26 protein-coding genes and 4 tRNA genes are annotated in these 23,085 nt (G+C 62.5%); 13 read left to right on the top strand and 17 right to left on the bottom strand.

Annotated features, from left to right (window positions below; translation table 11 throughout):
- Nucleotides 1-154: 154 nt before the first annotated feature.
- The 6 genes from nusG to tuf all read right to left on the bottom strand — a co-directional run bounded on the left by nusG (nucleotide 155) and on the right by tuf (nucleotide 6,346).
- A complete protein-coding gene (gene nusG, locus LB515_RS00155; RefSeq protein ID WP_140545994.1) occupies nucleotides 155-682 on the bottom strand; it encodes a transcription termination/antitermination protein NusG in 528 nt (175 codons plus the stop codon).
- Nucleotides 683-709: 27 nt separating this feature from the next.
- Nucleotides 710-913: a preprotein translocase subunit SecE gene (gene secE / locus LB515_RS00150; protein WP_095765634.1), complete on the bottom strand. Its 204-nt coding sequence runs from the start codon at nucleotides 911-913 to the stop codon at nucleotides 710-712.
- A 494-nt stretch (nucleotides 914-1,407) separates the two neighbouring features.
- On the bottom strand, nucleotides 1,408-2,139 hold the full coding sequence (locus LB515_RS00145) for a cysteine hydrolase family protein (protein WP_224706409.1): 732 nt from the start codon (nucleotides 2,137-2,139) through the stop codon (nucleotides 1,408-1,410).
- Nucleotides 2,140-2,445: 306 nt separating this feature from the next.
- Nucleotides 2,446-2,521: transfer RNA gene (locus LB515_RS00140), tRNA-Trp, on the bottom strand.
- A gap of 146 nt (nucleotides 2,522-2,667) precedes the next feature.
- Nucleotides 2,668-3,153, bottom strand: a complete 486-nt coding sequence (locus LB515_RS00135) for a group II truncated hemoglobin (RefSeq protein ID WP_224706408.1) — start codon at nucleotides 3,151-3,153, stop codon at nucleotides 2,668-2,670.
- 2,017 nt (nucleotides 3,154-5,170) lie between these two features.
- Nucleotides 5,171-6,346, bottom strand: coding sequence for an elongation factor Tu (gene tuf, locus LB515_RS00125; protein ID WP_095765516.1), 1,176 nt, complete (start codon nucleotides 6,344-6,346; stop codon nucleotides 5,171-5,173).
- A gap of 228 nt (nucleotides 6,347-6,574) precedes the next feature.
- On the opposite strand from tuf, the gene LB515_RS00120 reads away from it, so the two are divergent.
- Nucleotides 6,575-7,462, top strand: coding sequence for a DMT family transporter (locus LB515_RS00120; RefSeq protein WP_224706406.1), 888 nt, complete (start codon nucleotides 6,575-6,577; stop codon nucleotides 7,460-7,462).
- A 71-nt stretch (nucleotides 7,463-7,533) separates the two neighbouring features.
- Here LB515_RS00120 and LB515_RS00115 read toward each other — a convergent pair whose 3' ends face one another.
- Nucleotides 7,534-7,791, bottom strand: a complete 258-nt coding sequence (locus LB515_RS00115; protein ID WP_224532368.1) for a GlsB/YeaQ/YmgE family stress response membrane protein — start codon at nucleotides 7,789-7,791, stop codon at nucleotides 7,534-7,536.
- A 130-nt stretch (nucleotides 7,792-7,921) separates the two neighbouring features.
- On the opposite strand from LB515_RS00115, the gene LB515_RS00110 reads away from it, so the two are divergent.
- Nucleotides 7,922-8,377, top strand: coding sequence for a YidB family protein (locus LB515_RS00110; RefSeq protein WP_224706405.1), 456 nt, complete (start codon nucleotides 7,922-7,924; stop codon nucleotides 8,375-8,377).
- Between the two features lie 71 nt (nucleotides 8,378-8,448).
- Here the strand turns inward: LB515_RS00110 and LB515_RS00105 are convergent.
- A tRNA-Gly gene (locus LB515_RS00105) sits at nucleotides 8,449-8,522 on the bottom strand.
- An 87-nt stretch (nucleotides 8,523-8,609) separates the two neighbouring features.
- Nucleotides 8,610-8,694: transfer RNA gene (locus LB515_RS00100), tRNA-Tyr, on the bottom strand.
- A 199-nt stretch (nucleotides 8,695-8,893) separates the two neighbouring features.
- Between LB515_RS00100 and LB515_RS00095 the strand changes: the two genes are divergently transcribed.
- The gene (locus LB515_RS00095; protein WP_224706404.1) at nucleotides 8,894-9,757 is read left to right on the top strand and encodes a TrmH family RNA methyltransferase; all 864 of its coding nucleotides are present in this window, start codon (nucleotides 8,894-8,896) and stop codon (nucleotides 9,755-9,757) included.
- A 66-nt stretch (nucleotides 9,758-9,823) separates the two neighbouring features.
- Here LB515_RS00095 and LB515_RS00090 read toward each other — a convergent pair whose 3' ends face one another.
- The 3 genes from LB515_RS00090 to gcl all read right to left on the bottom strand — a co-directional run bounded on the left by LB515_RS00090 (nucleotide 9,824) and on the right by gcl (nucleotide 13,437).
- Complete coding sequence (locus LB515_RS00090; protein ID WP_224706403.1) at nucleotides 9,824-10,726, bottom strand: 2-hydroxy-3-oxopropionate reductase; 903 nt, start codon at nucleotides 10,724-10,726, stop codon at nucleotides 9,824-9,826.
- A gap of 105 nt (nucleotides 10,727-10,831) precedes the next feature.
- Nucleotides 10,832-11,629 (bottom strand): hydroxypyruvate isomerase, encoded by a 798-nt coding sequence (hyi, locus tag LB515_RS00085; protein WP_224706402.1) that lies wholly within the window; start codon nucleotides 11,627-11,629, stop codon nucleotides 10,832-10,834.
- Between the two features lie 26 nt (nucleotides 11,630-11,655).
- The gene (gene gcl / locus LB515_RS00080; protein ID WP_224608241.1) at nucleotides 11,656-13,437 is read right to left on the bottom strand and encodes a glyoxylate carboligase; all 1,782 of its coding nucleotides are present in this window, start codon (nucleotides 13,435-13,437) and stop codon (nucleotides 11,656-11,658) included.
- 203 nt (nucleotides 13,438-13,640) lie between these two features.
- On the opposite strand from gcl, the gene bhcR reads away from it, so the two are divergent.
- Nucleotides 13,641-14,462: an HTH-type transcriptional regulator BhcR gene (bhcR, locus tag LB515_RS00075; RefSeq protein ID WP_140698754.1), complete on the top strand. Its 822-nt coding sequence runs from the start codon at nucleotides 13,641-13,643 to the stop codon at nucleotides 14,460-14,462.
- 101 nt (nucleotides 14,463-14,563) lie between these two features.
- Here the strand turns inward: bhcR and LB515_RS00070 are convergent, their stop codons facing one another.
- Nucleotides 14,564-14,923 carry a hypothetical protein gene (locus LB515_RS00070; protein WP_224608950.1) on the bottom strand — a complete coding sequence of 120 codons (360 nt, stop codon included), beginning with the start codon at nucleotides 14,921-14,923 and terminating at the stop codon, nucleotides 14,564-14,566.
- Between the two features lie 190 nt (nucleotides 14,924-15,113).
- Between LB515_RS00070 and LB515_RS00065 the strand changes: the two genes are divergently transcribed.
- On the top strand, nucleotides 15,114-15,473 hold the full coding sequence (locus LB515_RS00065) for a hypothetical protein (RefSeq protein WP_224634444.1): 360 nt from the start codon (nucleotides 15,114-15,116) through the stop codon (nucleotides 15,471-15,473).
- Nucleotides 15,474-15,587: 114 nt separating this feature from the next.
- On the opposite strand, the gene LB515_RS00060 is transcribed toward LB515_RS00065, so the two are convergent.
- Together LB515_RS00060 and LB515_RS00055 are read right to left on the bottom strand one after the other, a co-directional pair.
- On the bottom strand, nucleotides 15,588-15,899 hold the full coding sequence (locus LB515_RS00060) for a BA14K family protein (RefSeq protein ID WP_224634445.1): 312 nt from the start codon (nucleotides 15,897-15,899) through the stop codon (nucleotides 15,588-15,590).
- Nucleotides 15,900-16,104: 205 nt separating this feature from the next.
- Nucleotides 16,105-16,272, bottom strand: a complete 168-nt coding sequence (locus LB515_RS00055) for a hypothetical protein (protein ID WP_140842871.1) — start codon at nucleotides 16,270-16,272, stop codon at nucleotides 16,105-16,107.
- Between the two features lie 150 nt (nucleotides 16,273-16,422).
- On the opposite strand from LB515_RS00055, the gene LB515_RS00050 reads away from it, so the two are divergent.
- Together LB515_RS00050 and LB515_RS00045 are read left to right on the top strand one after the other, a co-directional pair.
- Nucleotides 16,423-16,498, top strand: a tRNA-Thr gene (locus tag LB515_RS00050).
- A gap of 110 nt (nucleotides 16,499-16,608) precedes the next feature.
- Nucleotides 16,609-16,809 (top strand): DUF2905 domain-containing protein, encoded by a 201-nt coding sequence (locus LB515_RS00045; RefSeq protein ID WP_224706401.1) that lies wholly within the window; start codon nucleotides 16,609-16,611, stop codon nucleotides 16,807-16,809.
- A gap of 25 nt (nucleotides 16,810-16,834) precedes the next feature.
- Here the strand turns inward: LB515_RS00045 and LB515_RS00040 are convergent, their stop codons facing one another.
- Complete coding sequence (locus tag LB515_RS00040) at nucleotides 16,835-17,449, bottom strand: TetR/AcrR family transcriptional regulator (RefSeq protein ID WP_224706400.1); 615 nt, start codon at nucleotides 17,447-17,449, stop codon at nucleotides 16,835-16,837.
- A 93-nt stretch (nucleotides 17,450-17,542) separates the two neighbouring features.
- Here LB515_RS00040 and LB515_RS00035 point away from each other — a divergent pair, with 93 nt between their 5' ends.
- Genes LB515_RS00035 through LB515_RS00015 form a run of 5 tightly spaced genes read left to right on the top strand, consistent with a single transcriptional unit; the run spans nucleotide 17,543 to nucleotide 22,087 of the window.
- Nucleotides 17,543-18,625 carry a spermidine/putrescine ABC transporter substrate-binding protein gene (locus LB515_RS00035; protein WP_224706399.1) on the top strand — a complete coding sequence of 361 codons (1,083 nt, stop codon included), beginning with the start codon at nucleotides 17,543-17,545 and terminating at the stop codon, nucleotides 18,623-18,625.
- Between the two features lie 8 nt (nucleotides 18,626-18,633).
- Nucleotides 18,634-19,479 (top strand): ABC transporter permease, encoded by an 846-nt coding sequence (locus LB515_RS00030; RefSeq protein ID WP_224706398.1) that lies wholly within the window; start codon nucleotides 18,634-18,636, stop codon nucleotides 19,477-19,479.
- A 2-nt stretch (nucleotides 19,480-19,481) separates the two neighbouring features.
- Entirely contained in the window at nucleotides 19,482-20,264 is a 783-nt protein-coding gene (locus tag LB515_RS00025; RefSeq protein ID WP_224706397.1) for an ABC transporter permease, read from the top strand.
- Nucleotides 20,261-21,325 (top strand): ABC transporter ATP-binding protein, encoded by a 1,065-nt coding sequence (locus LB515_RS00020; protein ID WP_224706396.1) that lies wholly within the window; start codon nucleotides 20,261-20,263, stop codon nucleotides 21,323-21,325. The genes LB515_RS00025 and LB515_RS00020 overlap by 4 nt, the downstream gene beginning before the upstream one ends.
- Nucleotides 21,326-21,328: 3 nt before the next feature.
- On the top strand, nucleotides 21,329-22,087 hold the full coding sequence (locus LB515_RS00015; RefSeq protein ID WP_224706395.1) for an MBL fold metallo-hydrolase: 759 nt from the start codon (nucleotides 21,329-21,331) through the stop codon (nucleotides 22,085-22,087).
- A gap of 19 nt (nucleotides 22,088-22,106) precedes the next feature.
- On the opposite strand, the gene LB515_RS00010 is transcribed toward LB515_RS00015, so the two are convergent.
- Nucleotides 22,107-22,271 carry a hypothetical protein gene (locus LB515_RS00010; RefSeq protein WP_224532355.1) on the bottom strand — a complete coding sequence of 55 codons (165 nt, stop codon included), beginning with the start codon at nucleotides 22,269-22,271 and terminating at the stop codon, nucleotides 22,107-22,109.
- A gap of 245 nt (nucleotides 22,272-22,516) precedes the next feature.
- Between LB515_RS00010 and LB515_RS00005 the strand changes: the two genes are divergently transcribed.
- The coding region (locus LB515_RS00005; protein WP_224706394.1) for an NAD kinase at nucleotides 22,517-23,085 on the top strand (569 nt) is incomplete at its 3' end.

The raw sequence follows: 23,085 nt of genomic DNA, 5'->3' as shown, positions 1-23,085 counted from the left end.
CCGGGAAACGCGGCGGTTGCAGTCTGGTGGTTCGGTTCCGACGGCCGGCTATGCCGCCTTCGCCTCCCACCCGTTCATGCGGCGTCTGTTCACGCCGCCTCCCGACGCCTTGCGGCGCGGTATCCCGACGCCCTTTCGGGCGCGGGTATGCGGATCAGCCCTTTTCGACCTGCCCGAATTCCAGATCGACGGGCACAGCGCGCCCGAAGATCGAAACTTCCACCTTGAGGCGGGCCCGCTCCTCGTCCACCTCCTGGACGACGCCGTTGAACGACGCGAAAGGACCGTCCGAAACGCGGATCGCCTCGCCGATCTCGAAGGTGACCGAAGGCTTCGGCCGCTCGACGCCTTCCTGGACCTGGTTCAAGATGCGCTGCGCCTCCGTCTCGGTGATCGGCACAGGCTTGGAGTCGCCCAGGAAGCCGGTGACCTTCGGCGTGTTCTTGACCAGCGAGAACACGGCGTCGGTCAGATTGGCCTTCAAGAGCACATAGCCCGGGAAGAACTTGCGCTCGGCATCGACTTTGCGGCCGCGACGGATCTCGACGACCTTCTCGGTCGGGACCACGATCTGCTCAATGTCCCCGGACAAGCCCTTCTGCTTGGCCTTGTTCTCGATGTCCTCGGCGACCTTCTTCTCGAAGTTCGAATAGGCGTGGACGATATACCACCGCGCAGTCATTTCACGACCTCTCCGTAATCCGCCGAATTAATGCCCGAGACCCAGGATCCACTCGATCGCATAGCCCATCAGAATATCGGCAGCGAAGAAGAACAGCATCGCGATCACCGCGAATATCAGGACCATCACGGTCGAGATCATGGTTTCGCGCCGCGAAGGCCATGTCACCTTGGCCGTCTCCGCGCGAACCTGCTGGAGAAAGGTGAAGGGATTAGTGGTTTTCGAAGCCATGCGCCGCCTGTTTTCGAGACCCGTTGGCCGGGCCTCCTGGATGATCCCGCTGACCGGGACGTGCCGCCTGGGCTCCATGCTGCGCGAATCAGCGCCGCCATTTCACCCACGCAAATCAGACGCGTAAAGCCGGCTTCCCAGCTCCACGCGTCGCGTGTCTGTCTTGTCTACATAAAACCGATTCTTAATCCACGCAAGTGGCAAGGGTCCGCTTTATGTCTCAACGCCGCCTCGGAACCATCCAGTCGTCCCGTCCCGGCTATACGGGGCTTATGCCCCAATTCCTGCCATATGGCAAGCCGTCCGCCGATTTTCAACGCCGGAGCGGCCGCTGCGGAGCCTTGAAGGTCTCGCATATGACGATTTCAGAGATTAAGCCTAAATCCAGGAGCGAGGAACCGGTCCGTCGGCTGGAGATCTTGACAGGTTCGGGGTCGACGACGTGGCTACCGGAAGAGAAGGCGCGGATCGTGGCGATACGCCGCCTCGTCAGCTCATTTGGCTAGTTCAAGACGTCCCTGAACTCGCTCCTCGATCGCCTTCAGGAAATCGTCGGACGTCGATGTCCATCCAAAGAGTATCTGCACGAGCGTGATCGAGGCTTCATGATTGCTCCTTGATGCGTCCCAGGCGATGGGCTCGCTGGTGCAATCCGTCAGCAGTATGCAGTGGTAGTCCCTAAAGAAGGCATCCCGAATTGTCGATTCCACGCACACGCTGGTCGTGCATCCTGTCACGATGAGGTGTTTGATACCTGCGGTTTTCAGAACAGAATCGAGTTCGGTCTCGTAGAAACCGCTGAACCGCGTTTTGTAGACGACCACATCCCCTGCCTCTGGCTTGAGGTCGTTAACAATATCCGTTCCCCAGGTGTCGCGGATCAGAATCCGGCTCTCGCTGCCATCCGGGGCCATCATGCTCTCACCGAACCCAAAGATCTGGAGATGTCGGAGACGATTGGGGGCGTCCGATGTTCCGAGGTCCGAGAGGTCGGAACAATACCCCATCTTCAGATAGATAACCGGCACTCTCAAACCGCGAGCGGCAGCTATTACTCTGGCCGTAGGGCCGACAGCCCGTTGAATCCCGGAGATATCGATTCCGGCTCTGTCGAACATTCCACCTTGCGAGCCGAAGTCATTCTGCATGTCCACGACGAGAACTGCGGCGTTAGCAAGATCAATCGAAATAGGTTGAGGCTTCGCGTCGATGACCAGGGGATGCATTTTTGTCCTCCCACCAGAAAGAGGTGCCGCTCTTTGCGCCCTTGGCTATCAAGACCCGCCACCTACATTGCGTCAAGAAAGGGGAGAGTTACATCCCTGCTTGGCGGCCTAAGAACGGCGGTTGCAGTCAAGCGCTAGGGACGAAACCTTACATCGTTGGTCTTAAGGCGCAACGATTTTGCCACTCACAGGCCCGCGACACGGGCCGGCAGGTAGATGACCTCAAGGGCCGGCAGACGCGCGGAAGAAAAGGCTGATTTCGGCGATCGAGAGCGCGGTTGCCGGATGCCTGCCCTCTTGAAGGAATGGCACGGGCAGCAGGGCTCGAACCTACGACCTGCGGTTTTGGAGACCGCCGCTCTACCAACTGAGCTATGCCCGTGCATGCGCTTGTTCGGCGCAGGCGCTTCCTAAAAGCTTCCGTGCGCTCTGTAAAGAGCACTCTGCAATGGTTTTGAAACCCTTTGCCGGAAATCTGGATTCCATTACCGCCGGCGACCGATCGCGCTCGCCAAACAACCCCCGCGCCTACGACTTGCCGGCCGGCGGCTTGTATGGCCTGCCCGGCACGCCCCAGCCCCAGGCGGGCATCGGCTCGGTCTCGGGATCGCAGGTCTCGCCCAGATTCGAGTTCATCTTCGCCAGCCGCGATCCCCACTCGACATAACCCATGAAGGCCGAGCGGAACTCGGGGTCATCGGGCAGGCCGACCTCATCCGCCGCGTCGGCAAGGAGACCGATCCAGCGGCGGCGCTGCTCCTCGGTCAGATGCTTGCCGAGATGATGCATCACCATCTCGCGATGGCCGCCATGCTTCTCGCTGTAGGTTTTCGGGCCGCCGAAGACCTCGCCGATGAAGGCGGCGACATGCGCCGGGTGATCCGGCGACATCATCCTGAACACCGGACCGACGACCGGATCCGCCGCCACCTTGTCATAAAAGGTTCGTGTCAGCCGGTTCAGCGCCTCGCTGCCGCCGGCCCATTCGTACAAAGTCGGGATGTCCTCGCTCATCGCCGCTCCTTCCTGTGCATACAGCAAGATAGCGGCAGCGCCCTGCCCCGCTCAACCTGCCTCGATGGCCAGTGCGCAGCTAGAGCATGATCCCGAACCGAAGGTCAGCGAATGCAAAAAGTGGAAACCTGTTTTCGGAGAAGATCATGCTCCAACAAAGAGTTAGATCAGGATGGCGATTCAGCGAAACGTCATCCTGATCTACAGCTTCGCCGGCGCCTTCGCCTCGGCATCGGCGGACGGAAGAACCCGGCAATTGTCCGGCCTGGGTGCGGATCTGCAAATGGTGGCGCCCGTCAGCGCGTCCACTGATTGCGGTCCGGTCGTCAGCCCGAATGCCTTCAGTTCGTCCCGGCTGAGTTCCCTGTGCTTTGCATATTCGGCCGACTGCATGGCGGCGAAAAAGCCCGAGCCGACCGCCATCTCGTCGAGATAGGCCCTGACCTTGTCTTCCATGCCCATGGAATGCACGAGGAAGTGCGCACCGGCGCCAACGAGGCGCCGGACGCCGCCGGCGACCATCACCGCGCAGGCGGCGTCGCATTCGGCGCCGGCATCCATGGTGAGCCCGGCATGGAGACCGTCGGCCGCGACGCACCCCACGGCGCCCGGATCGCAGTCGAGAAAATCCGTTCGCGCGACCGCGATATCCAAGCCGTGCTCGCGGATCAGCCTGCCCGCGGCGAGCGCAGCCTGCGCATCTCCACCCGGCGAGTTGATTACGACCGGCAACCGGCGCTCACGGATCGTATCGAGCAGTTGGCGCAGCTTGTCGGCCGTATCTGCAGCGATCGTGCCTTCCGCCGAAATCCATTCCGGACAATCGGGATTGCAGAGCGGGTTGCTGCCGCGAACAAGAACGAAACGCATCTGCTGTTCGTGGGCTTGCGGTGTCGGCGGCGGCGCCGGCGCTGTATAAGAAGGTCCGGCCTCTACTGCCGCGACCGCGACGGGCGCGCCGTTCGCGGGAATCTCGCGACAATTCGCCGGTGCCGGATGGCGCTGGCAAATGGTTCTCTCGGTCAGCAGATCGAGCGAATCGAGGCTGGTCACGAGCTTCATCTCCAGCATGTCATCGGGCTCGATCTGCCTGATGTCGCTGGCAGGTGTGGCCTTCATCACGCCCAGCACGCCCTGCTCGACGCCCATCTCCTTCAAATAGGCCGACAGCCGCTTCTCGATCGCCTTGCTCATCTCATAGGTCTTGTAGCTGCCGGCATTCTTGCGGCTGACGATCTTGGTGCCGATGATCTTCTTCTTGCCGTTCACAACCCGGTAGGTGGTGCGGTAGAGCAGTTTTTCGCGCTGGTAGGTGGTGGTGATCTGATGGACGCCGAGATAGGCCCATTCGCCGACGACACGGTGGATGCCGCCGGCAAACATCAGCGGACAGGCCGAATTGCACATCGCACCGCTGTCGTAAGCGACGCCGGAATAGGGCTGACCCCTGCCGTCATTGTCCCGGCAATTTTTCGTCCCCGGCGAGCAGCCGGAAAATTCCGTGATGCCGACCGCGATATCGAGCTTGTTCTTGCGGACCATGCGGCCAAGCTGGAGCGCGGCATCGACGTTGCCGCCGGGAGAATTGACGACGATGGGCAATTGCCGCCCGCCGAGCGTCTTCAGCAGGCGTTTCAGTAGCGCCGGCGTGCCGGCCTCGATCGTGCCTTCGGCAGAAATCCATTCCGGGCAGTTCGGCTCGCAGCCCGGCGCGCTGCTGCGCACCACGACGAAGCGCATGGTCGGACCGTAGTCCGGCGGCTCTTCCTTTGCGCCGGCGCCGAAGGCGGCCAGCCCCATCGCGGCGGCCAATCCCAGCCGAAGCAGCCCGCGCCAACACCGCATGGTCTTTGAACGGAATGTGGAAACCACGTCTGGCAAGCCCCTCGGTGCAACCATACTAGTTGCGGCGCCGGTGGTTGCAACAGAATTGAAAAGGGCTTGGCAGCACTGCTTCAAACAAAAGGGCGGCCCGAAGACCGCCCTTTCCTTGTCGAACCGGCAAAAGCCGGATCGATTATTCCTTGATGGTGACGACGATGCCGGCACCGACGGTGCGGCCGCCTTCACGGATGGCGAAGCGCAGCTTCTCTTCCATCGCGATAGGCACGATCAGCTCGACGTCGACGGTGATGTTGTCGCCGGGCATCACCATCTCGGTGCCGGCCGGCAGCGTCACGATGCCCGTCACGTCCGTCGTGCGGAAGTAGAACTGCGGACGGTAGTTGGTGAAGAACGGCGTGTGACGGCCGCCCTCGTCCTTGGTCAGGATGTAGGCTTCGGCCACGAACTTCTTGTGCGGCTTGACCGTGCCGGGCTTGGCCAGAACCTGGCCGCGCTCGACGCCTTCACGGTCGACACCGCGCAGCAGCGCGCCAATGTTGTCGCCGGCCTGGCCCTGGTCGAGCAGCTTGCGGAACATCTCAACGCCCGTGCAGGTCGTCTTGGTGGTCGGACGGATGCCGACGATCTCCAGCTCTTCGCCGACCTTGACCACGCCGCGCTCGACGCGGCCGGTCACAACCGTGCCGCGGCCCGAGATCGAGAACACGTCCTCGATCGGCATCAGGAACGGCTTGTCCAGCGGACGAACCGGCGTCGGGATATAGGCGTCGACCTGCGCCATCAGCTCGCGGATGGCGTCCTCGCCGATGGTCTTGTTGGAATCTTCCAACGCAGCCAGCGCCGAACCCTTGACGATCGGAATGTCGTCGCCGGGGAACTCGTTCTTCGACAGAAGCTCGCGAACCTCGAGCTCGACCAGCTCCAGCAACTCGGCGTCGTCGACCTGGTCGACCTTGTTCAGGAACACCACGATCGAGGGAACGCCGACCTGGCGGGCAAGCAGGATGTGCTCGCGGGTCTGCGGCATCGGGCCGTCGGCGGCCGAAACCACCAGGATCGCGCCGTCCATCTGCGCCGCACCCGTGATCATGTTCTTCACATAGTCGGCGTGGCCGGGACAGTCGACATGGGCATAGTGACGGTTGGCCGTCTCATACTCGACATGCGCCGTCGAGATCGTGATGCCGCGCGCCTTCTCTTCGGGTGCTGCGTCAATCTGGTCATAGCGCTTGTATTCGCCAAAATACTTCGTGATCGCCGCCGTCAGCGACGTCTTGCCATGATCGACGTGACCGATCGTGCCAATGTTCACATGCGGCTTGGTGCGCTCGAATTTACCTTTTGCCATAGTCTCTTTCCTTGGACGGCCTTGACCTTCAGTTCAGTCGAATGCGGGGCGATTAGCGACAACGGCTGAAAAACACAAGTACCTTGTGGCTGAGCGGATTCTTGCTCGACCCGAACCAATGGTCGATTTCGGTGGGATATGGCGCGGATATAGGGCTGCCGCGTGTAAAATCAAAGGCTCCGGGCTGGCCCATTGCCGCCACGACGCCGCTCTGATCTTGTTCGCCGGATGCAGTTCATTCCGTCCAATATCCGCGGCCCGCTGTTCATGATCGTCTCGACGGGGTCCTATCTCGTCAACGATACGATGATGAAGCTCGCCACCGTCGGATTGCCGCCTTATGAAGTTCTCCTGTTGCGGGGTGCTGCCGCCACGCTGTGGGGCGTGCCGCTGCTTCTGGTGCTGGGTTATGCCAGGCAGATCCCCCTGCTCTTCGAACGCAAGGTGCTGCGCCGCAACTTGTTCGAGCTGCTGGCGATCCTGTGTTACGTCGTCGCTTTAGCCAACATGCAGATCGCGGATTCCACCGCGCTCGGGCAAGTCACGCCGCTCATCGTGCTGGTCGGCTCCTCGATGCTGTTCGGCGAAAAGATCGGCGCCACGCGCATGGCGCTGATCGGCCTTGGCTTTGTCGGGGCTCTCATGGTGGCGCAGCCGACCATGCAGGGCATTTCGGTTTATGCGCTGCTGGCGCTCGGCAACGCCGCCTTCGCGGCGGTGCGCGACCTTGCCGGGCGCAAGGTGGGCGCCGAAGTGCCGGGCATGATCGTCGCCATCTCCGCGGTCGTGGTGGTGCTGGCCGGCTCAGGCGCGGCGCATCTCGTCTCCGAACAATGGGTAATGCCCGAAGGACATCATCTGCTCCTGATCGCCGGAGCCGGCCTGTTCCTGATCTTCGGCCATTTCTTCATCTTCATGGCCTACCGGGTCGGGCCGACAAGCGCGGTCGCGCCCTTCTATTACTGCTTCACCGTCTGGGCGGTCATTTCGGGCCTGCTGGTGTTCGGACAATTCCCCAACGCGCTCGCGGTCTGCGGCATCCTGCTGGTGCTAGCCAGCGGTCTCGCCATCGTCTCGCTCGACGAAAGAAAACGCCGGCTGGCCATGGTCGCCTGACGGCGCGCCTCCAGCCTGGGTCGACCCGACCGGGTCGATCTCCAGCAGCCTACTGGCTGATCCCTGGCCTTCTACAGCGTGCGCTTGCCGGAAATCTGGTGATAGGCCCAAAGCACGACGATCGAGCCGATCACGGCCACGATCAGGCTCCAGATGTTGAGACCGGTGACACCCGACGAGCCGAAGGCGCTGAAGATCAACCCGCCAACGATGGCGCCGACAATGCCGAGCACGATATCCATGATCATGCCCTGGCCTGTCTTGTTGACGATCTTGCTGCCGATGAACCCGGCGATAAGGCCGAGAATGATCCAGCTGATGATGCCCATAATTCCCTCCAAAATTCCCCCGCCGCGCCATCATGGTCACATGATTGTCAAAAGCTCAAGTCAGCTTGAAATTCTGCCTGTTTGCGCCATTCTGGGGCCGGGCGGACTTGGCTGGACAAGGAGATCCATTATGGGCCTTTTCGACAATGCCGTTCCGGGCGGCAACATCACCAAACCCCTGATGATCGCGCTCGGCGCGCTTTTGGTCGGCAAGATGCTGAGCGGCAGAAGCGAAGAGGCGGCCGCGCCGCAAGCGCCGGCGCCGACGCCCGCCGGAACCGACGCATCTGCCGATGGCGGCCTGCTCGGCGGTCTCGGCGGCCTGCTCGACAAGCTCAAGAACGCTGGCCACGGCAATGTCGCCGACTCCTGGGTCGGCACCGGCCAGAACCAACCGATCAACCCGGGTGATCTCGGCTCGGCGCTCGGGCCCTCGGTGATCCGCGAGATCGCGCAGCGCACCGGGATGAGCGAGCAGGAATTGCTGCAGCAGCTCTCCACGGCGCTGCCCGGCATCGTCGACAAGCTGACGCCGAACGGCCAAATCCCGCAGCACCATCAGGTCGTTTCAGCCTTCAACAGCTAGGGAAGTGGCCTGCTAGCGCGCCGCGTGCCACGGCGCGCGGCGTTTCATTTGAGGATTCGCGGGAAGAAATCTGGAGCGGGTAGCGGGAATCGAACCCGCATATTCAGCTTGGAAGGCTGCTGCTCTACCACTGAGCTATACCCGCGCCTTGCACTGAGGTACCGGATTCATCCGAAAAGCGCCACGCATTTTCGGTCCGAGACTTTTCGTTTCAGGGCTTCCGGGCCGGCAGTGGTGGAGAGGGTTGGATTCGAACCAACGTAGGCTAAGCCAACGGATTTACAGTCCGTCCCCTTTAACCACTCGGGCACCTCTCCAGTCTGCCGCCGGAGCCATGCAACGAGGCATTTCCGCCGATCCGGAGCCCGAGTAATATCTTCTCCGAAATCAGCGAAGCGCCTTATGGCGGCAAGGCCGGTGGGTGTCAACCGGCGCCGCAAGGGTTTTTCGAGGATGTTCGGCATTCATTTGGCCAGCCCATATCCTTAGCCGGACGGGGCGGCTATAGAGGCCGGCATGAGCGACGATAAAAGCAACAAGTCCGGCACGCGCAAGGACACCCACTACGCCAAGCTGAGGCGCGCGCATCGCGACCAGAAGGCGGGCGGGCCGCCGGCATTCCGGCCGCGCCAGCCGGTGCCACCGGGCGAGGCTGCCGCCGACGGGCTGGTGCGGCTTTACGGCCTGCATACCGTGCGGGCTGCGCTCGACAATCCGCGGCGCAAGATCAGGACGATGCTGGTGACGCGCAACGCCACCGAGCGGCTTTCGATCGGCGATCTTGCCGCCCTGCCCTTCAAGTCCGAGCTTGTCGAGCCGAAGGACATCGACAGGATCACCGGGTCTGATGCGGTGCATCAAGGCGTGCTGATCGAGGCCGAGCCGCTCAAGCCGAAGCGTCTCGACGCGCTCGCCGACACAAAGCTGGTGCTGGTGCTCGACCAGGTGACGGACCCGCACAATGTCGGCGCCATCCTGCGCTCCGCGGTCGCCTTCGGCGCCGGCGCGCTGATCACGACTGCCCGTCACAGCCCGCAGGAATCGGGCGTGCTGGCGAAATCCGCTTCCGGCGCGCTCGAGCATATCGACCAGATTGAGGTGAAGAACCTCGCCGACGCGCTGGCGCAGTTGCACGAGGCCGGCTTCCAGACCATCGGCCTCGATTCGGAAGGACCGGCCGAGCTCGAAAAGACCTTCGCCGGCGAGAGGATCGCGCTGGTGCTGGGCGCGGAAGGCAAGGGCCTGCGCCAGAAAACCCGCGAGACGGTGACGACGCTCGCCCGCCTCGACATGCCCGGCGCCATCCACTCGCTCAACGTGTCGAACGCGGCGGCGGTGAGCCTTTATGCGGCAAGGAAATTCATAGCGAGTAGGGAGTAGCGAATAGCGAATAGCGAATAGCGAATATTCGGGACACGATCCTTCGGCCCCGCACCCCCCTATTCGCTACTCCCTACTCGCTATTCGCTCCACTTCATGCCCCGCCATCCGCTCCAGCGCCCTGACCAGCGCGGAGTGATCCTCCTTGGCGCCGCCATTGGCGGCGCAGGAATTGAAGAGCTGCTGCGTGGTCGAGGTGTTGGGCAGCGACACACCGAGCGCCTTGGCGCCTTCCAGCGCCAGGTGGAGGTCCTTCTGGTGCAGCTCGATGCGGAAACCGGGCGCGAAGGTGCGTTTGATCATGCGCTCGCCATGCACTTCGAGGATGCGCGAGGCGGCGAGCCCGCCCATCAGCGCCTGCCTCACCTTGGCCGGATCGGCGCCCGCCTTCGAGGCGAAGACCAGCGCTTCGCCGACGGCTTCAATGGTCAGCGCCACGACGATCTGGTTGGCGACCTTGGTGGTCTGGCCGACCCCGTTCGGACCGACCAGTGTGATGTTCTTGCCCATTTTCTCGAACACTGGCCTGGCGCGCTCGAAGGCCTTTTCCTCGCCGCCGACCATGATGGTGAGCGACGCCGCCTTGGCGCCGACCTCGCCGCCCGACACCGGCGCGTCGAGATAGTCGCAGCCGAGATCATTGATCTTCTTGGCGAATTCCTTGGTGGCGATCGGCGAGATCGAGCTCATGTCGATGACGAGCTTGCCCTTGGTGAGACCGGAAGCGACGCCGCTGTCGCCGAACAGCACGTCGGCCACCTGGGGCGTGTCCGGAACCATGGTGATGATGATGTCGGCAGCCCCGGCAACAGCGTCGTGGCCGGAAACGGTCTTCAGGCCCCTGGCGAGGAGGTCGGCGGGCGGCTTGGAGCGATGGTCGCTGGCGACGACCGTGTAGCCGGCAGCGAGAAGATGGCCCGCCATCGGCGTGCCCATAATGCCGAGGCCGATGAAGCCGATGGTGTCCATTGGTGTTGCTCCTGAAGCTTGTTCTAACTCATCGAAGGCCGGCGCTGCCCCCTCATCCGCCTGCCGGCACCTTCTCCCCGTATAGAGACGGGGAGAAGGAAGCTCTTAGGCCGCCGCGCTGCCCTGCCCGGCGAATTCCTTGAACCAGCCGAGCCCGGCCTCGGTGCCTGCTTTCGGCTTGTATTCGGCGCCGATCCAGCCGGAATAGCCGAGGCGGTCGATGTGGTCGTAGAGGAAGGGATAATTGATCTCGCCCGTCCCCGGCTCATGACGGCCGGGATTGTCCGCAAGCTGGATATGCGCGATGCGGCCAAGGTTGGCCTCGATTGTACGGGCGAGATCCCCCTCCATGATCTGCATGTGGTAGATGTCGTATTGCAGGAAGATATTCTTCGAGCCGACGCGATCGATCAGCGCCAGAGCCTGGTCGGAATAGTTCAGGAAGAAGCCCGGGATGTCGCGGGTGTTGATCGGCTCGATCAGCAGCCTGATGCCGGCCTGCTCCAGCTTCTCGGCCGCGAAGGCGAGGTTTTCGGCAAAGACGTCTTCCAGCGCCGTGCGGTCGGCGCCCTGCGGCGCGATGCCGGCAAGACAGTTGATCTGCTCGCAGCCCAGCGCACGGGCGTAGGTGATCGCCTTGGCGACGCCCTGGCGGAATTCCGGCACGCGGTCCGGCAGCACGGCAATCCCGCGTTCGCCCTTCGCCCAGTCGCCGGCCGGCAGGTTGAAGAGAACTTGTGTCAGGCCATTCTTCTTCAGCCGCGCCGCCACGACATCCGGGGCATGCTCATACGGGCCGATATATTCGACGCCCTTGAAGCCAGCGCGGGCGGCGGCATCGAATCTATCCAGGAACTCATGCTCGCCGAAGAGCACCGAAAGATTGGCTGAAAAGCGCGGCATTCTTTTTCTCCTTTGTCCGCCTGAACTCAATCCAACATCATGATGGCCGTCGGCGCATCCTCGTTGCGCTCGGCAAGCTCCTCGAATTCGGTGACCTTGTCGATTTCCGTGCCCATGGAAATGTTGGTGACGCGCTCGAGGATGAATTCGAGGACGACCGGAACCTGGTGCTCCTTCATCAGCCGCTGCGCCTCCTTGAACGCGCCGGCGAATTCCTCAGGCTTCTTCACGCGGACCGCCTTGCAGCCCATCGCCTCCGCCACCGCGACATGATCGACGCCGTAGCCCGCCTCCGGATCGCCTGCACGGTTGACGTTCTCGAAGGCGAGGCTCACCTCATAATCCATCGAGAAGCCGCGCTGCGCCTGGCGTATGAGGCCGAGATAGGCGTTGTTCACGACGACGTGGATGTAAGGCAGCTTGTGCTGGGCACCGACTGCCAGTTCCTCGATCATGAACTGAAAATCATAGTCGCCGGAAAGCGCGACGATGTCGCGATCCGGATCCGCGGCACGCACGCCGAGTGCCGCCGGCAGCGTCCAGCCGAGTGGGCCGGCCTGGCCGCAATTGATCCAGTTGCGCGGCTTGTAGACATGCAGGAACTGCGCGCCGGCGATCTGCGACAGACCGATCGTGGTGACATAGGTGGTGTCGCGGGCAAACGCCTTGTTCATCTCCTCATAGACGCGCTGCGGCTTCAGCGGCACCTGCTCGAAATGCGTCTTGCGCTTCATGGTCTTCTTGCGCTGCTGGCACTCCTTCGCCCAGCCCGACCAGTCGCGCAGCTTGCCGGCCGTGCGCCATTCGGTGGCGACGTCGAGCAGGATCTTCAGCGCGGCGCCCGCATCCGAGACAAGGCCTAGATCCGGCGCGAAGACACGGCCGATCTGCGTCGGCTCGATGTCGACATGAATGAATTTTTTCCCCTTGGTGTAGACGTCTACCGAGCCGGTGTGGCGGTTGGCCCAGCGGTTGCCGATGCCGAAGACGAAATCGGCTTCAAGCATCGTCGCATTGCCGTAGCGGTGCGAGGTCTGCAGGCCGCACATGCCGGCCATCAGCCGGTGGTCGTCGGGGATCGCGCCCCAGCCCATCAGCGTCGGTATGACCGGCACGCCGGTGACTTCGGCGAATTCGATCAAGAGATCGGAAGCGTCGGCGTTGATGATGCCGCCGCCGGCGACGATCAGCGGCTTTTCAGCCTCGTTGAGCATCGCTAGCGCCTTCTCGGCCTGGGCACGCGTTATCGCCGGCTTGAAGGCAGCGAGCGGCTCATAGGCGTCGATGTCGAATTCGATCTCGGCAAGCTGCACGTCGACCGGCAGGTCGACCAGAACCGGCCCGGGCCGCGAGGAGCGCATCAGATGGAAGGCTTTCTGCAGCGTCATCGGCACCAGATAGGGTTCCATGACGGTGACGGCCCATTTGGCGACCGGCGCCGCGATCGAAGCGATGTCGACGGCCTGGAAATCCTCCTTGTTGAGGCGCGCGCGGGGAGCTTGACCAGTTATGCATAAGATCGGAATCGAATCCGCCGATGCCGAATAGAGGCCAGTTATCATGTCGGTGCCGGCCGGACCTGAGGTGCCGATGCAAAGGCCAATATTGCCGGCCTTGGCTCGCGTATAACCTTCGGCCATGTGCGAGGCGCCTTCGACATGGCGCGCCAGCACATGGCGTATGGTGCCGCGCGCCTTCAGCGCCGAATAGAGCGGGTTGATCGCCGCGCCCGGCACGCCGAAGGCATTGGTGATGCCTTCCTTTTCGAGAACGAGAACCGCAGCGTCGACAGCGCGCATCCTGGCCATGGCAAGCCTCCATTTCGTTGGTTGGCTTGAGAATGCCAGTGTGCGTGCGATTTTTCAATTTTTTCAGAATATTTTTTCATTTCTAGAAAACCGCTGTTACGGGTTGATTTCGCCTCACTTTTCCTTTTCCAAAAAATCGCTCATGGCCGCTACTGAAAAACTTTTTCATTGCATCCGATGTCAAATCGGCGAGAATGGCCAGTATGGAAACGACGGAAAAACGCCAGCGCGGCCGGCCGCGCGCCTTCAACGGCCCGTCCGAAGCGGCCTCGGTGCAGTCGCTCGACCGGGCGCTGCGGATCCTGGCCATCGTCGCCGAGGCCAGTGGCTTGTCGCTGAGTGAAATCGCAGCGCAAAGCGGCATTGCCGCCTCCACCGCCTATCGCATGCTGACGACGCTGGAGAACCATGGCATGGTCGAGTTCGATACGACCGACCAGCTCTGGTCCGTCGGCGTCGAGACCTACCGCATGGGCGCTGCCTTCCTGCGCCGGCGCAAGCTGGTCGACCGCGCGCGCATCGTGATGCAGGAATTGATGGAAAAGACCGGCGAGACGGCCAATCTCGGCGTCGCCGAGGACGATTGCGTCGTCTTCGTCAGCCAGGTCGAGACGCATCAGGCGATCCGCGCCTTCTTCCGGCCGGGCACGCGCAGCCCGTTCCATGCTTCCGGCATCGGCAAGGCGGTGCTGGCGCATCTCGAGCCCGAACGGGTCGCCGCCATCCTGCGCAAGGCGGGCCTGCAGCGCTACACCGACAAGACGCTTTCCGACATCTCGGCGCTTGCCCATGATCTGGCCGTTATCAAGCATCGCGGCTGGTCGGTCGACGACGAGGAGCGCCACCCCGGCATGCGCTGCGTGGCCGCCGCCATCTTCAACGAGTTCGGCGAGCCGCTCGGCGGCGTTTCGGTGTCCGGACCGACGGTGCGGGTCACGCCTGAGCGGCTGGCCGAGATCGGTCCGCTGGTGCGCGACGCCGCGGTCGAGGTGACGAAGATGATCGGCGGCGTGAAAGCCTACTAGAGCGTTTCACCGTTTCATGGAAACGGCGAACCGCTCTAGCTCTTTGTTTTTACGCAATTCCGAACGGAAAACCGCACACACTTTTCCTGGAATTGCTCTAACTAAGACGCGCCTGGCAATGCGCTCTTTGCCGATATGTCGAAGAAATCGAGCAGGATGGCCAGCGCGACGCCACAGGCCGCGAAAATGAGGCCGGCGAGGAATATCCGACTGGCGCGGTCATGAATGCTTCGCTGCAAGGATTTGATGTCGAGCAGAATGGCCAGCGCCCGGATCTGCAGCGCAATGCCGACCAGGATCGGCAGGACGGCAATCAGATGGTAGGTCTGCCATGGGATGGGGTTGGCCGCCCAATGGGTGATGAAGCCTAGCGAGAACGCCAGCAGGATGCCGACGATTGTGATGGTGCCGTTGCGGAAAACCGGTTCGACCCGTTCTTCCCTAGGATCCTGATTGTCCAAGCGACCCTCCCCTCGATTGCCGTCAAAGCCAGACTAAACGCTTGCAAAATCGCTGTACATCTTTGGTTGCACAGCAGGAACCGACCGGACGCCGGACTCGACCGTCTTGCCGCGGCGTCGGGATGCATGCCAAAGGGCACGGATGCGGAAAACATCTTATCTTCTATGCGCCGCTTCGCTTTGCGGATGCGTGGCGGCGAAACCGCCGCCGGTCGAGGCCATCGGCAACCCACTGGTCGATCCCATTCCGATCTCGCTCGCTCTGGAGGAGATCATTACCGCCGGCGTCCGCCAGCATTTGAAGAACCCCATCGCTGCCAGATTCGGAACGATGCTCGCCGGAGAACGCACGTTGAACGGCCGCCACGAAGTGGTGGCGTGCGGCTATGTCGACGACAAGGGCTCTCCCGGCGGCAGCGAGCCATTCATCGGCAAGATCTATCCCGATGCCGGAAACAGCTTTGAACTCGTTGCGATAAATGACGTTTCAGTCATCGGCGCCTGCAAGGCGGCGGGATTGGCAATGCTGGAGCTGAAGTCCAATTCCTGAATTGCTGGAGGCCGAAACGTCGTTCGCTTCACATCAAGCCAATCAGGCGGATGCTCAGCGCAAGAAAAGGGGCTGCGCGCAGCCCCTCTTTCCAGCCGATTATTCAGCTCCCTCCTAGAGCCTGCAATAACGCGGGCCGTCGTAGCTCATATAGGTGTCGGTGCGCTCGTCGTAGCTGGCGTAGCGGGCGTAGCAGCGGCGGACGTGGATCGAGTCGTAGCTGTCGTCTTCGACATAGACGCTGCGGGGCTGCTGCTGGGCAAGCAGGCTGCCGAGAACGAAACCGCCGACGCCGGCGGCGATGCCGATGCCGAGCTCGCGGCGGTGATGATGGTCGTGGGCGGCCGAAGGCTGGACGGTGCCGACGAGTGAGCCGGCGGCGACGGTGGTGGCGATGAGGCCGGAAACGATGGTGCGCTTGAACATGACGATCTCCTGTTTCGGTGGAGAGGCGAACCATCCGCCTCTTGATCGTCTGTCGCTGCGGCCCGGAAAAAGGTTCGAAGTATTTTCGCGATTTTTTTCGCCGGGATTGAGCAAATAGGGAGTAGCGAATAGCGAGTAGGGAAAGCGGGGATATGCTGAATGCAAATCCCCTATTCGCTATTCACTATTCGCTACTCGCTCTCTTTCACCCCATCCCCGTGACATGCCTCAGCCAGAAGGCCAGCACGATGAAGCCGATGAATGTGGCGACGCCGGTCCAGTCGATGTTGGCCTTCTTCAGATCGCTGATGACCTTCACCAGCAGAAGCCAGGTCACGACGATGAGCGGCAGGATGATGACGAATCTGATCATGCGGCACCCGTTCGATGCGATTGCACCCGACAAAGATGTAGGAAGCGGCGCAGCGTTTTTCAGCACGCTGACCAAGCCACGCGGTCCGTTAGGAACCCGAAACGGAGTTTTGTCTTTACTGGCGCACGAAATGTGCTACCGGAGCGCCGTGCCCTTGTAGCTCAGCTGGTAGAGCAGCGGTTTTGTAAACCGAAGGTCGCGGGTTCGATCCCTGCCGGGGGCACCATCCTGTAGCGGAGACGCCCGCAATGCCCTTCGAACAAACGCTGTTCGCGAGCGCACGCGGCTGAGCACGCCGGTTATGATCGCTAGTGGCGTGACGCAGACGCGGGAAGCATGTCGCGAACCCTGATCATCGTTGGTCTCTGTTTGGTTGCCGTAGGTCTGCTATGGCCTTGGGTGGGCCGGATCGGCCTTGGCAGGTTGCCTGGTGATATCGTAATCGAGCGCGAGAACTTCAGGCTCTACATTCCCATCACCACGGGAATACTGGTCAGCGTCGTGGTCTCGGCGATCCTATGGCTGATCAACCGTTAGCACTTCGGCGGCAGCGTTTTCGCACTCACACCCCGATCGCCGCCACCAGCACCCTGTTCTGCCGCCGTATCGCCGCGCGCAATTCCGGTATCTTCGCCTCATCGCGCTTCACGAACTCGATGAACATCATGTTCATGTTGTTGAAGATCAGCTCGCCCACCGCCAGGCCGTCGATGTCCGGGCGCACCAGGCCAAGTTCCTGCAGGCGGACTATCAGCGCGCTGATCTGCTTGGTCAGTTCGCGGTCGAGCGCGGTGTAGGCCTGGCCGAAGGGGCTGTCGGGCAGTTGCGTCGAGATCGCCATCGCCTGGCGCCACATCTCTTTGCTCAGATAATTCAGCGAGTGCTCGATATAGATGCCGATCAGCGTGTCCAGCGCGTCGCCGACATTGGCGGGCGGGCTGGCGACCACCCCTCGCCCGGCATTCAACACCTCATTGACCTCCAACGACACGATGGCGCCGAGGATGTCGCCCTTGTTCTGGTAGTAATTGTAGATCGTGCCGATCGAGACCTCGGCCTGCGCGGCGATCGCCTCGATCTTGGCGCCTTCGTAGCCGGCCTCGCGGAACAACTCCGTCGCCGCATCGATGATGCGCCTGTGCCGGTCCGCCTTCTGCCGTTCGCGCAATCCGCTCATATCGGCCTCTCTGCCACAAAATCATAATTGACTCAATTTTAGAATTGGTTCAACTTTTCTTCCAACAAGCCAGCAAGGCAGGGAGAACACTCGATGACCGTCAACACTCGGAATCCGCTTTCCACCCTGAAGTCTTATCTCGCAGCGGCCTGCGCGACAGCCGCGTTGCTGCTCGCAGCCAGTGCCGCCCAGGCGGCCGATCTCAACGCTCTGATCTGGTGCGATCATTCCGATCCGGCGCTGCTGCAGCCCTTCGAGGAAGCCAACAACGTCAAGGTCAACGTCAAGGAATTCGAAGGCACCGGCGCGGGGCTCGCCATCGTCGACCAGTCGCAGCCCGGCGACTGGGACGTGATGGTGATCGATAGCATCGACGTGCCGCGCGGCGTCGAGAAAGGCCTGTTCGAGCCGCTGCCCGAAGACAAGCTGCCCTTCGCCGACCTCTTCCCCGAAGTGAAGATGGACAAGTCCACCATCGTCGACGGCAAACGCTACGGCATCACCGAAAAGTTCGGCTATAACACGATCGGCTTCAACAAGACCAAGGTCGACCCGGCCGACATGCAGTCGCTGGCCTCGCTCACCAGCGACAAATACAAGGGCAAGGTCGCGATCTACGACTATTACCTGCCGGTGATCGGCATGGCCGCTCTGGCCATCGGCAAGAAGACGGCCGACCTCACCGAGGCCGACCTGCCTGCCCTCAAGGCCGAGCTGCTCAAGATGAAGGCCAATGCCAAGCTGGTCGGCGAGGTCACAGCCAGCCAGACGGCTCTTGCCACCGGCGAGGTGGATATCTTGGTCGGCGGCGGCGAATGGGTGACGGCCGGCCTTGCCAAGGAAAACCCGGCGCTCGATTTCTCGATCCCGAAGGAAGGTGCTGTGCTCTGGTCGCAGTCGCTCGCCATGTTCAAGGATTCCAAGAACAAGGACATGGCGCTGAAATTCATCCAATATATCCTGAGCCCCGAGGGCCAGGCGCGGCTTGCCACCTCTTCCTGCTACTGGGGCATGCCTTCGAACAAGAAGGCGGCGCTGACTGATGACGAGAAGAAGATCCTGCGCTTCGACGAGCAGCCCGGCTTCCTCGCCCGCGCCCAGGCCTATCCGGCGCCGAACGCCGATCTCGACAAGAAGATGCAGGATATGTGGACCGAGATGCTGCAGGCACAGTAACCCGGCCGATGACATCAGCGGGAAACAGGTCGCGCGCCCTGCCCTGGGCGCTGGTCACGCCGGCGCTGGCGTGGACATGTGCTTTCTTCGTGCTGCCCTTCATCGCCATGGGGTTTTCCAGCCTCACGGCGCATGAAGGTGGCGGCTTCACTTTAGCCAATTACAGCCAGTTCTTCACGGACCCGTCCTATTGGCGGGCGATGGAGAACTCGCTGGAGGTGACGGCGATCGTCACCGTCATCTCGATCCTGCTTGCCTATCCCTTTGCCTGGATTCTGGCCGAGATGGTGCCTGTACATTGGCAGCGGCTGGCGCTGATGCTGGCCGTGCTGCCGTTCTGGACCTCCTATGTCGTGCGCTCCTATTCCTGGCTGCTGGTGCTGGCGCAGAACGGCGTCATCAACCGGGCGCTTACCGGCATCGGCCTGATCGGCGAGCCGCTCCAGCTTGCCAACACGCGTTTCGCCACCGTCACCGGCTTCGTGCATTTTTTCGTCATGTTGTTGACGCTGACGATCTTCGCCAATCTGAAGCAGCTCAGCCCGAGCTATCGCAAGGCAGCAGCCGATCTCGGCGCCGGGCCGGTGCGCACCTTCCTGCATGTCGTGCTGCCGCTGACTTTGCCGGGCATCATGGTCGGCGCCTTCCTCACCTTCGTGCTTTGCATCGGCGACTACATCACGCCGCAGATCCTCGGCGGCAACAATGAGCTGGTCATGCCGCAGCTCGTCATGATGCAGATCGGCCGCCGCGGCGATTTTCCGCTGGCTTCGGCGCTGTCGATCATCCTGATGGCCGTCGTCACCATCGCCTATCTCGCCTGCGCGCGCTGGCTGAAGATCGAGCGGGCCTGACCATGCGCGCCGCCGTTCGCCTCGCCGCCTGGGTCTACGCCGTCGCGATATACGGCTTCATCTTCCTGCCGGTGATCGTGCTGGTGCTGTTCTCGCTGCAGGCCACGTCTTTCCCGATCCCGCCCTTCACCGGCCCGTCGCTGCGCTGGTATCAGGCGGTGCTCTCAGACGCGCGGCTCACCTCGGCGCTCCTCAATTCGCTGCTGGTGGCGGTGCTCTCCTCGCTCGCTTCGGTCACGCTCGGCTTCCTCTCAGCCTGGGGCTTTGCCCGTTTCACGCTGCCGGGCTCGGCCATCCTGCGCGGCCTGATCACGCTGCCGCTCACTGTGAGCTATCTCATCATCGGCATGGGTCTGCTGGTGCTGTTCAACTGGGCCGGCGTGCCGAAATCGCTGCTCGCGGCCGGCATCGGCCATGTCGTGATCAACCTGCCGCTCTGCTTTGCCATCATCTACAGCCAGATGGGCGACCACCAGATTAACATCGAGCGCGCCGCGCGCGACCTCGGCGCCGCCGAATGGAAGGTGCTGCTCATGATCACCGTGCCGGTCATGGCGCCGGCGATCTTCGCCGGCTTCTTCCTGTCGATGACCTTCTCCTGGGATGAGTTCGTCATCTCCTTTCTGCTCACCCGCTTCGAGACGACGCTGCCCGTGGAGATCTGGAACCTGCTGCGCTCCGGCCTCAATCCCAAGACCAATGCCGTCGGCTCGCTGGTCTTTGCCGTCTCCATCGTGATGGTGGTGCTTTTCGAGCTGACACTGTTGCGGAGAAAGCCGGCATGAGCGCGCCCTTGGTCGATATCCGCAATGTCTCGCATCGCTTCGGCCAGCTATCGGTGCTGAAGAACGTCTCGCTGGCGATCGAGCCCGGCAGCTACACGATCCTGCTCGGGCCGTCCGGCTCCGGCAAGACCACGCTGCTTTCGATCCTCGGCGGCTTCGTCACGCCCAGCGAGGGCAAGGTGTTCATCCGTGGTGTGGATTGCACCGCGGTGCCGCCGGCGAAGCGCCCGACGACCACCGTCTTCCAGGACTACGCGCTGTTTCCGCATATGAGCGTCGGCGGTAATGTCGGCTTCGGGCTGCGCATGCAAGGCGTAGACGGCGCGACCCGAGCGGCCAGGGCGCGCGATGCGCTTGCCCTCGTCGGGCTGGCGGCCGCCTTCGGCAAGAAGCCGCATCAGCTCTCCGGCGGCCAGCGGCAGCGTGTAGCGCTGGCCCGCGCGCTGGTCATCGAGCCGGCGGTGCTTTTGCTCGACGAGCCGCTCGGTGCGCTGGATCTGAAATTGCGCCGGCAGATGCAGGACGAGCTGAAAGCAATCCAGAAGCGCGTCGGCACCGCCTTTATCCACGTCACCCACGACCAGGAGGAAGCAATGGCGCTGGCCGACCATTGCGTGGTGATGAATGACGGCCGCATCGAGGACGAAGGCCCGCCCGAGCAGGTCTATGCGCGGCCGGCGACGCGCTTTTCCGCGACCTTCATGGGCGAGAGCACGATCCTTGCCGGCACGGTGGCCGAGGCGAGGAACGGGATCGTCACGGCCTCGACGGCGGTGGGGCCGATTTCACTGCCAGGTGCATCGCCTGCCGGCGCCAAGGTCACGCTCGCCATCAGGCCCGAGCATATCGCCCTCAGCGAAGCGAAAGGCGATGTCGCGCTCGGCACGGCCAAGATCGGCGATGTCGTCTTCCAGGGCAGCTTCAAGCGTGTGCTGGCCATCTCGACGCAGGATACCGCGCTACAATTCATCGCCAAGGTGCCCGCTTCCGCTACGGTTCAGGCAGGCGACACGATCCAGGTTTCATGCAACGCTCAAGACATCATCCTGCTGGCGGACTGACCCATGAGCACGCTTCCGGTCATCGAGGCTCCGGACTGGTACGAAACCATCCGCATGGGCGACGACATCACGCTCATCCATGAGCCGTGGATAAAACCGTTCTTCCGCTGCAACATCTGGCATGCGCGCGGGCGCGAGCGCGACCTGTTGTTCGACACCGGCCTTGGCCATTTCAGCCTGAAACGCCATGTGCCGCTGGTGAGCGAGCACAAGCTTACCTGCGTCGCCAGCCACACGCATTTCGACCATATCGGCTGCCATCACGAATTCCCGGACCGCTGCGTGCACTCCGCCGAAGCGGCAATCCTCGCCGATCCACGCAACGAATGGACGGTGGCGGACCGCTACGCCAATGAGGAGATGTTCGACGGTGCGCCTGAAGGCTGGGATACGGCGCGCTACCGCATCCTGCCCGCGCCGGCGGGCCGGCTGCTCGAGCATGGCGACGTGATCGACCTCGGCGACCGCGCCTTCGAGGTCGTCCACACACCTGGACACTCGCCCGGCGGGATCGCGCTTTATGAGAGAAAGACCGGCATCCTGCTGTCCGGCGACATCGTTTATGACGGGCCGCTGATCGACGACGTCTATCACTCCGACATCGATGACTATGTCGGGACCCTGCTTTCCATGCGCGAGCTCAACGTCTCGGTCGTGCATGGCGGCCATTTCCCGAGCTTCGGCAAGGTGCGCTACCGGCAACTCATCGATGAGTATGTCGCGGGCAAACGCAAGGCCGGGTGCCACTTGCAGAGCGGCTGAGCGATCAGGGAAGCGAAGCCTACAGCGCCCTTTGCGGGCAAAGTGTTCCCGTGGCGTCGCCGCAGCGGGAAGCTGTCGGCTGCGGCCGCTGGCTCATCTCTTCGGAATGACGCACCAGCTCGGCGAACATCAGCGCGAAACTTCCCATCATCAGGAAGACTATGATCAGACGCGTTACCGGCAATAGACAGGTCTCTCGACTGGCTAGCCCCCGCCAACCCATCCACTGTCGGCTAACATGATCGATCCGGCTTTACGAGTGTTTAAGCTTCGCCTTAACCATAGCAGCCATCACATTCATGTCGCGGCTGTCACGAAGCGCGATTGTCGGGTGTGCCCCCCGGCCGGCGCAGCGCCCTTCACAGACGTGGGCGCCGCATGCTACGCCGTCGCCGGCGCGGCCCCGCAGACGGTCGCCCTCCGGGAGCCATGAGCAAAGCCGCCAGCCGTTTCGCCTTCGTTTCTTCCGACACCGACGACGCCCGCGCGGCGTTGGAAAGCCTGTCCGCGCGCTATGGACAGGTGCCTGTCGCGGATGCCGAGATCATCATCGCGCTCGGCGGCGACGGCTTTCTTCTGCAGACGCTGCGCGAGACGATGAGCACGGGCAAGAAGGTCTACGGCATGAACCGTGGCACCATCGGCTTCCTGATGAACGAATATCGCGCCGGCGGCCTCGAGGAACGCATCGCCAACGCCGTCTCCGAGACGATCCGGCCACTGGAAATGGTCGCCGTGACGCATGACGGCGAAACGATTTCGGCGCCGGCCATCAACGAGGTGGCGCTGTGGCGCCAATCCTACCAGACGGCGAAGATCCGCATCACCGTCGACGGCCAGGTGCGGCTGGAGGAGCTGAACTGCGACGGCGTGATGATCGCGACGCCCGCCGGTTCCACCGCCTACAATCTGTCGGCGCATGGGCCGATCCTGCCGCTCGATGCGCCGCTTCTGGCGCTGACGCCGGTCAGTCCTTTCCGGCCGCGCCGCTGGCCCGG

This window comes from Mesorhizobium sp. CA15 (assembly GCF_020165215.1).
Classification (GTDB): Bacteria; Pseudomonadota; Alphaproteobacteria; order Rhizobiales; family Rhizobiaceae; genus Mesorhizobium.
This window is presented reverse-complemented; position numbering and strand designations above follow the sequence as displayed.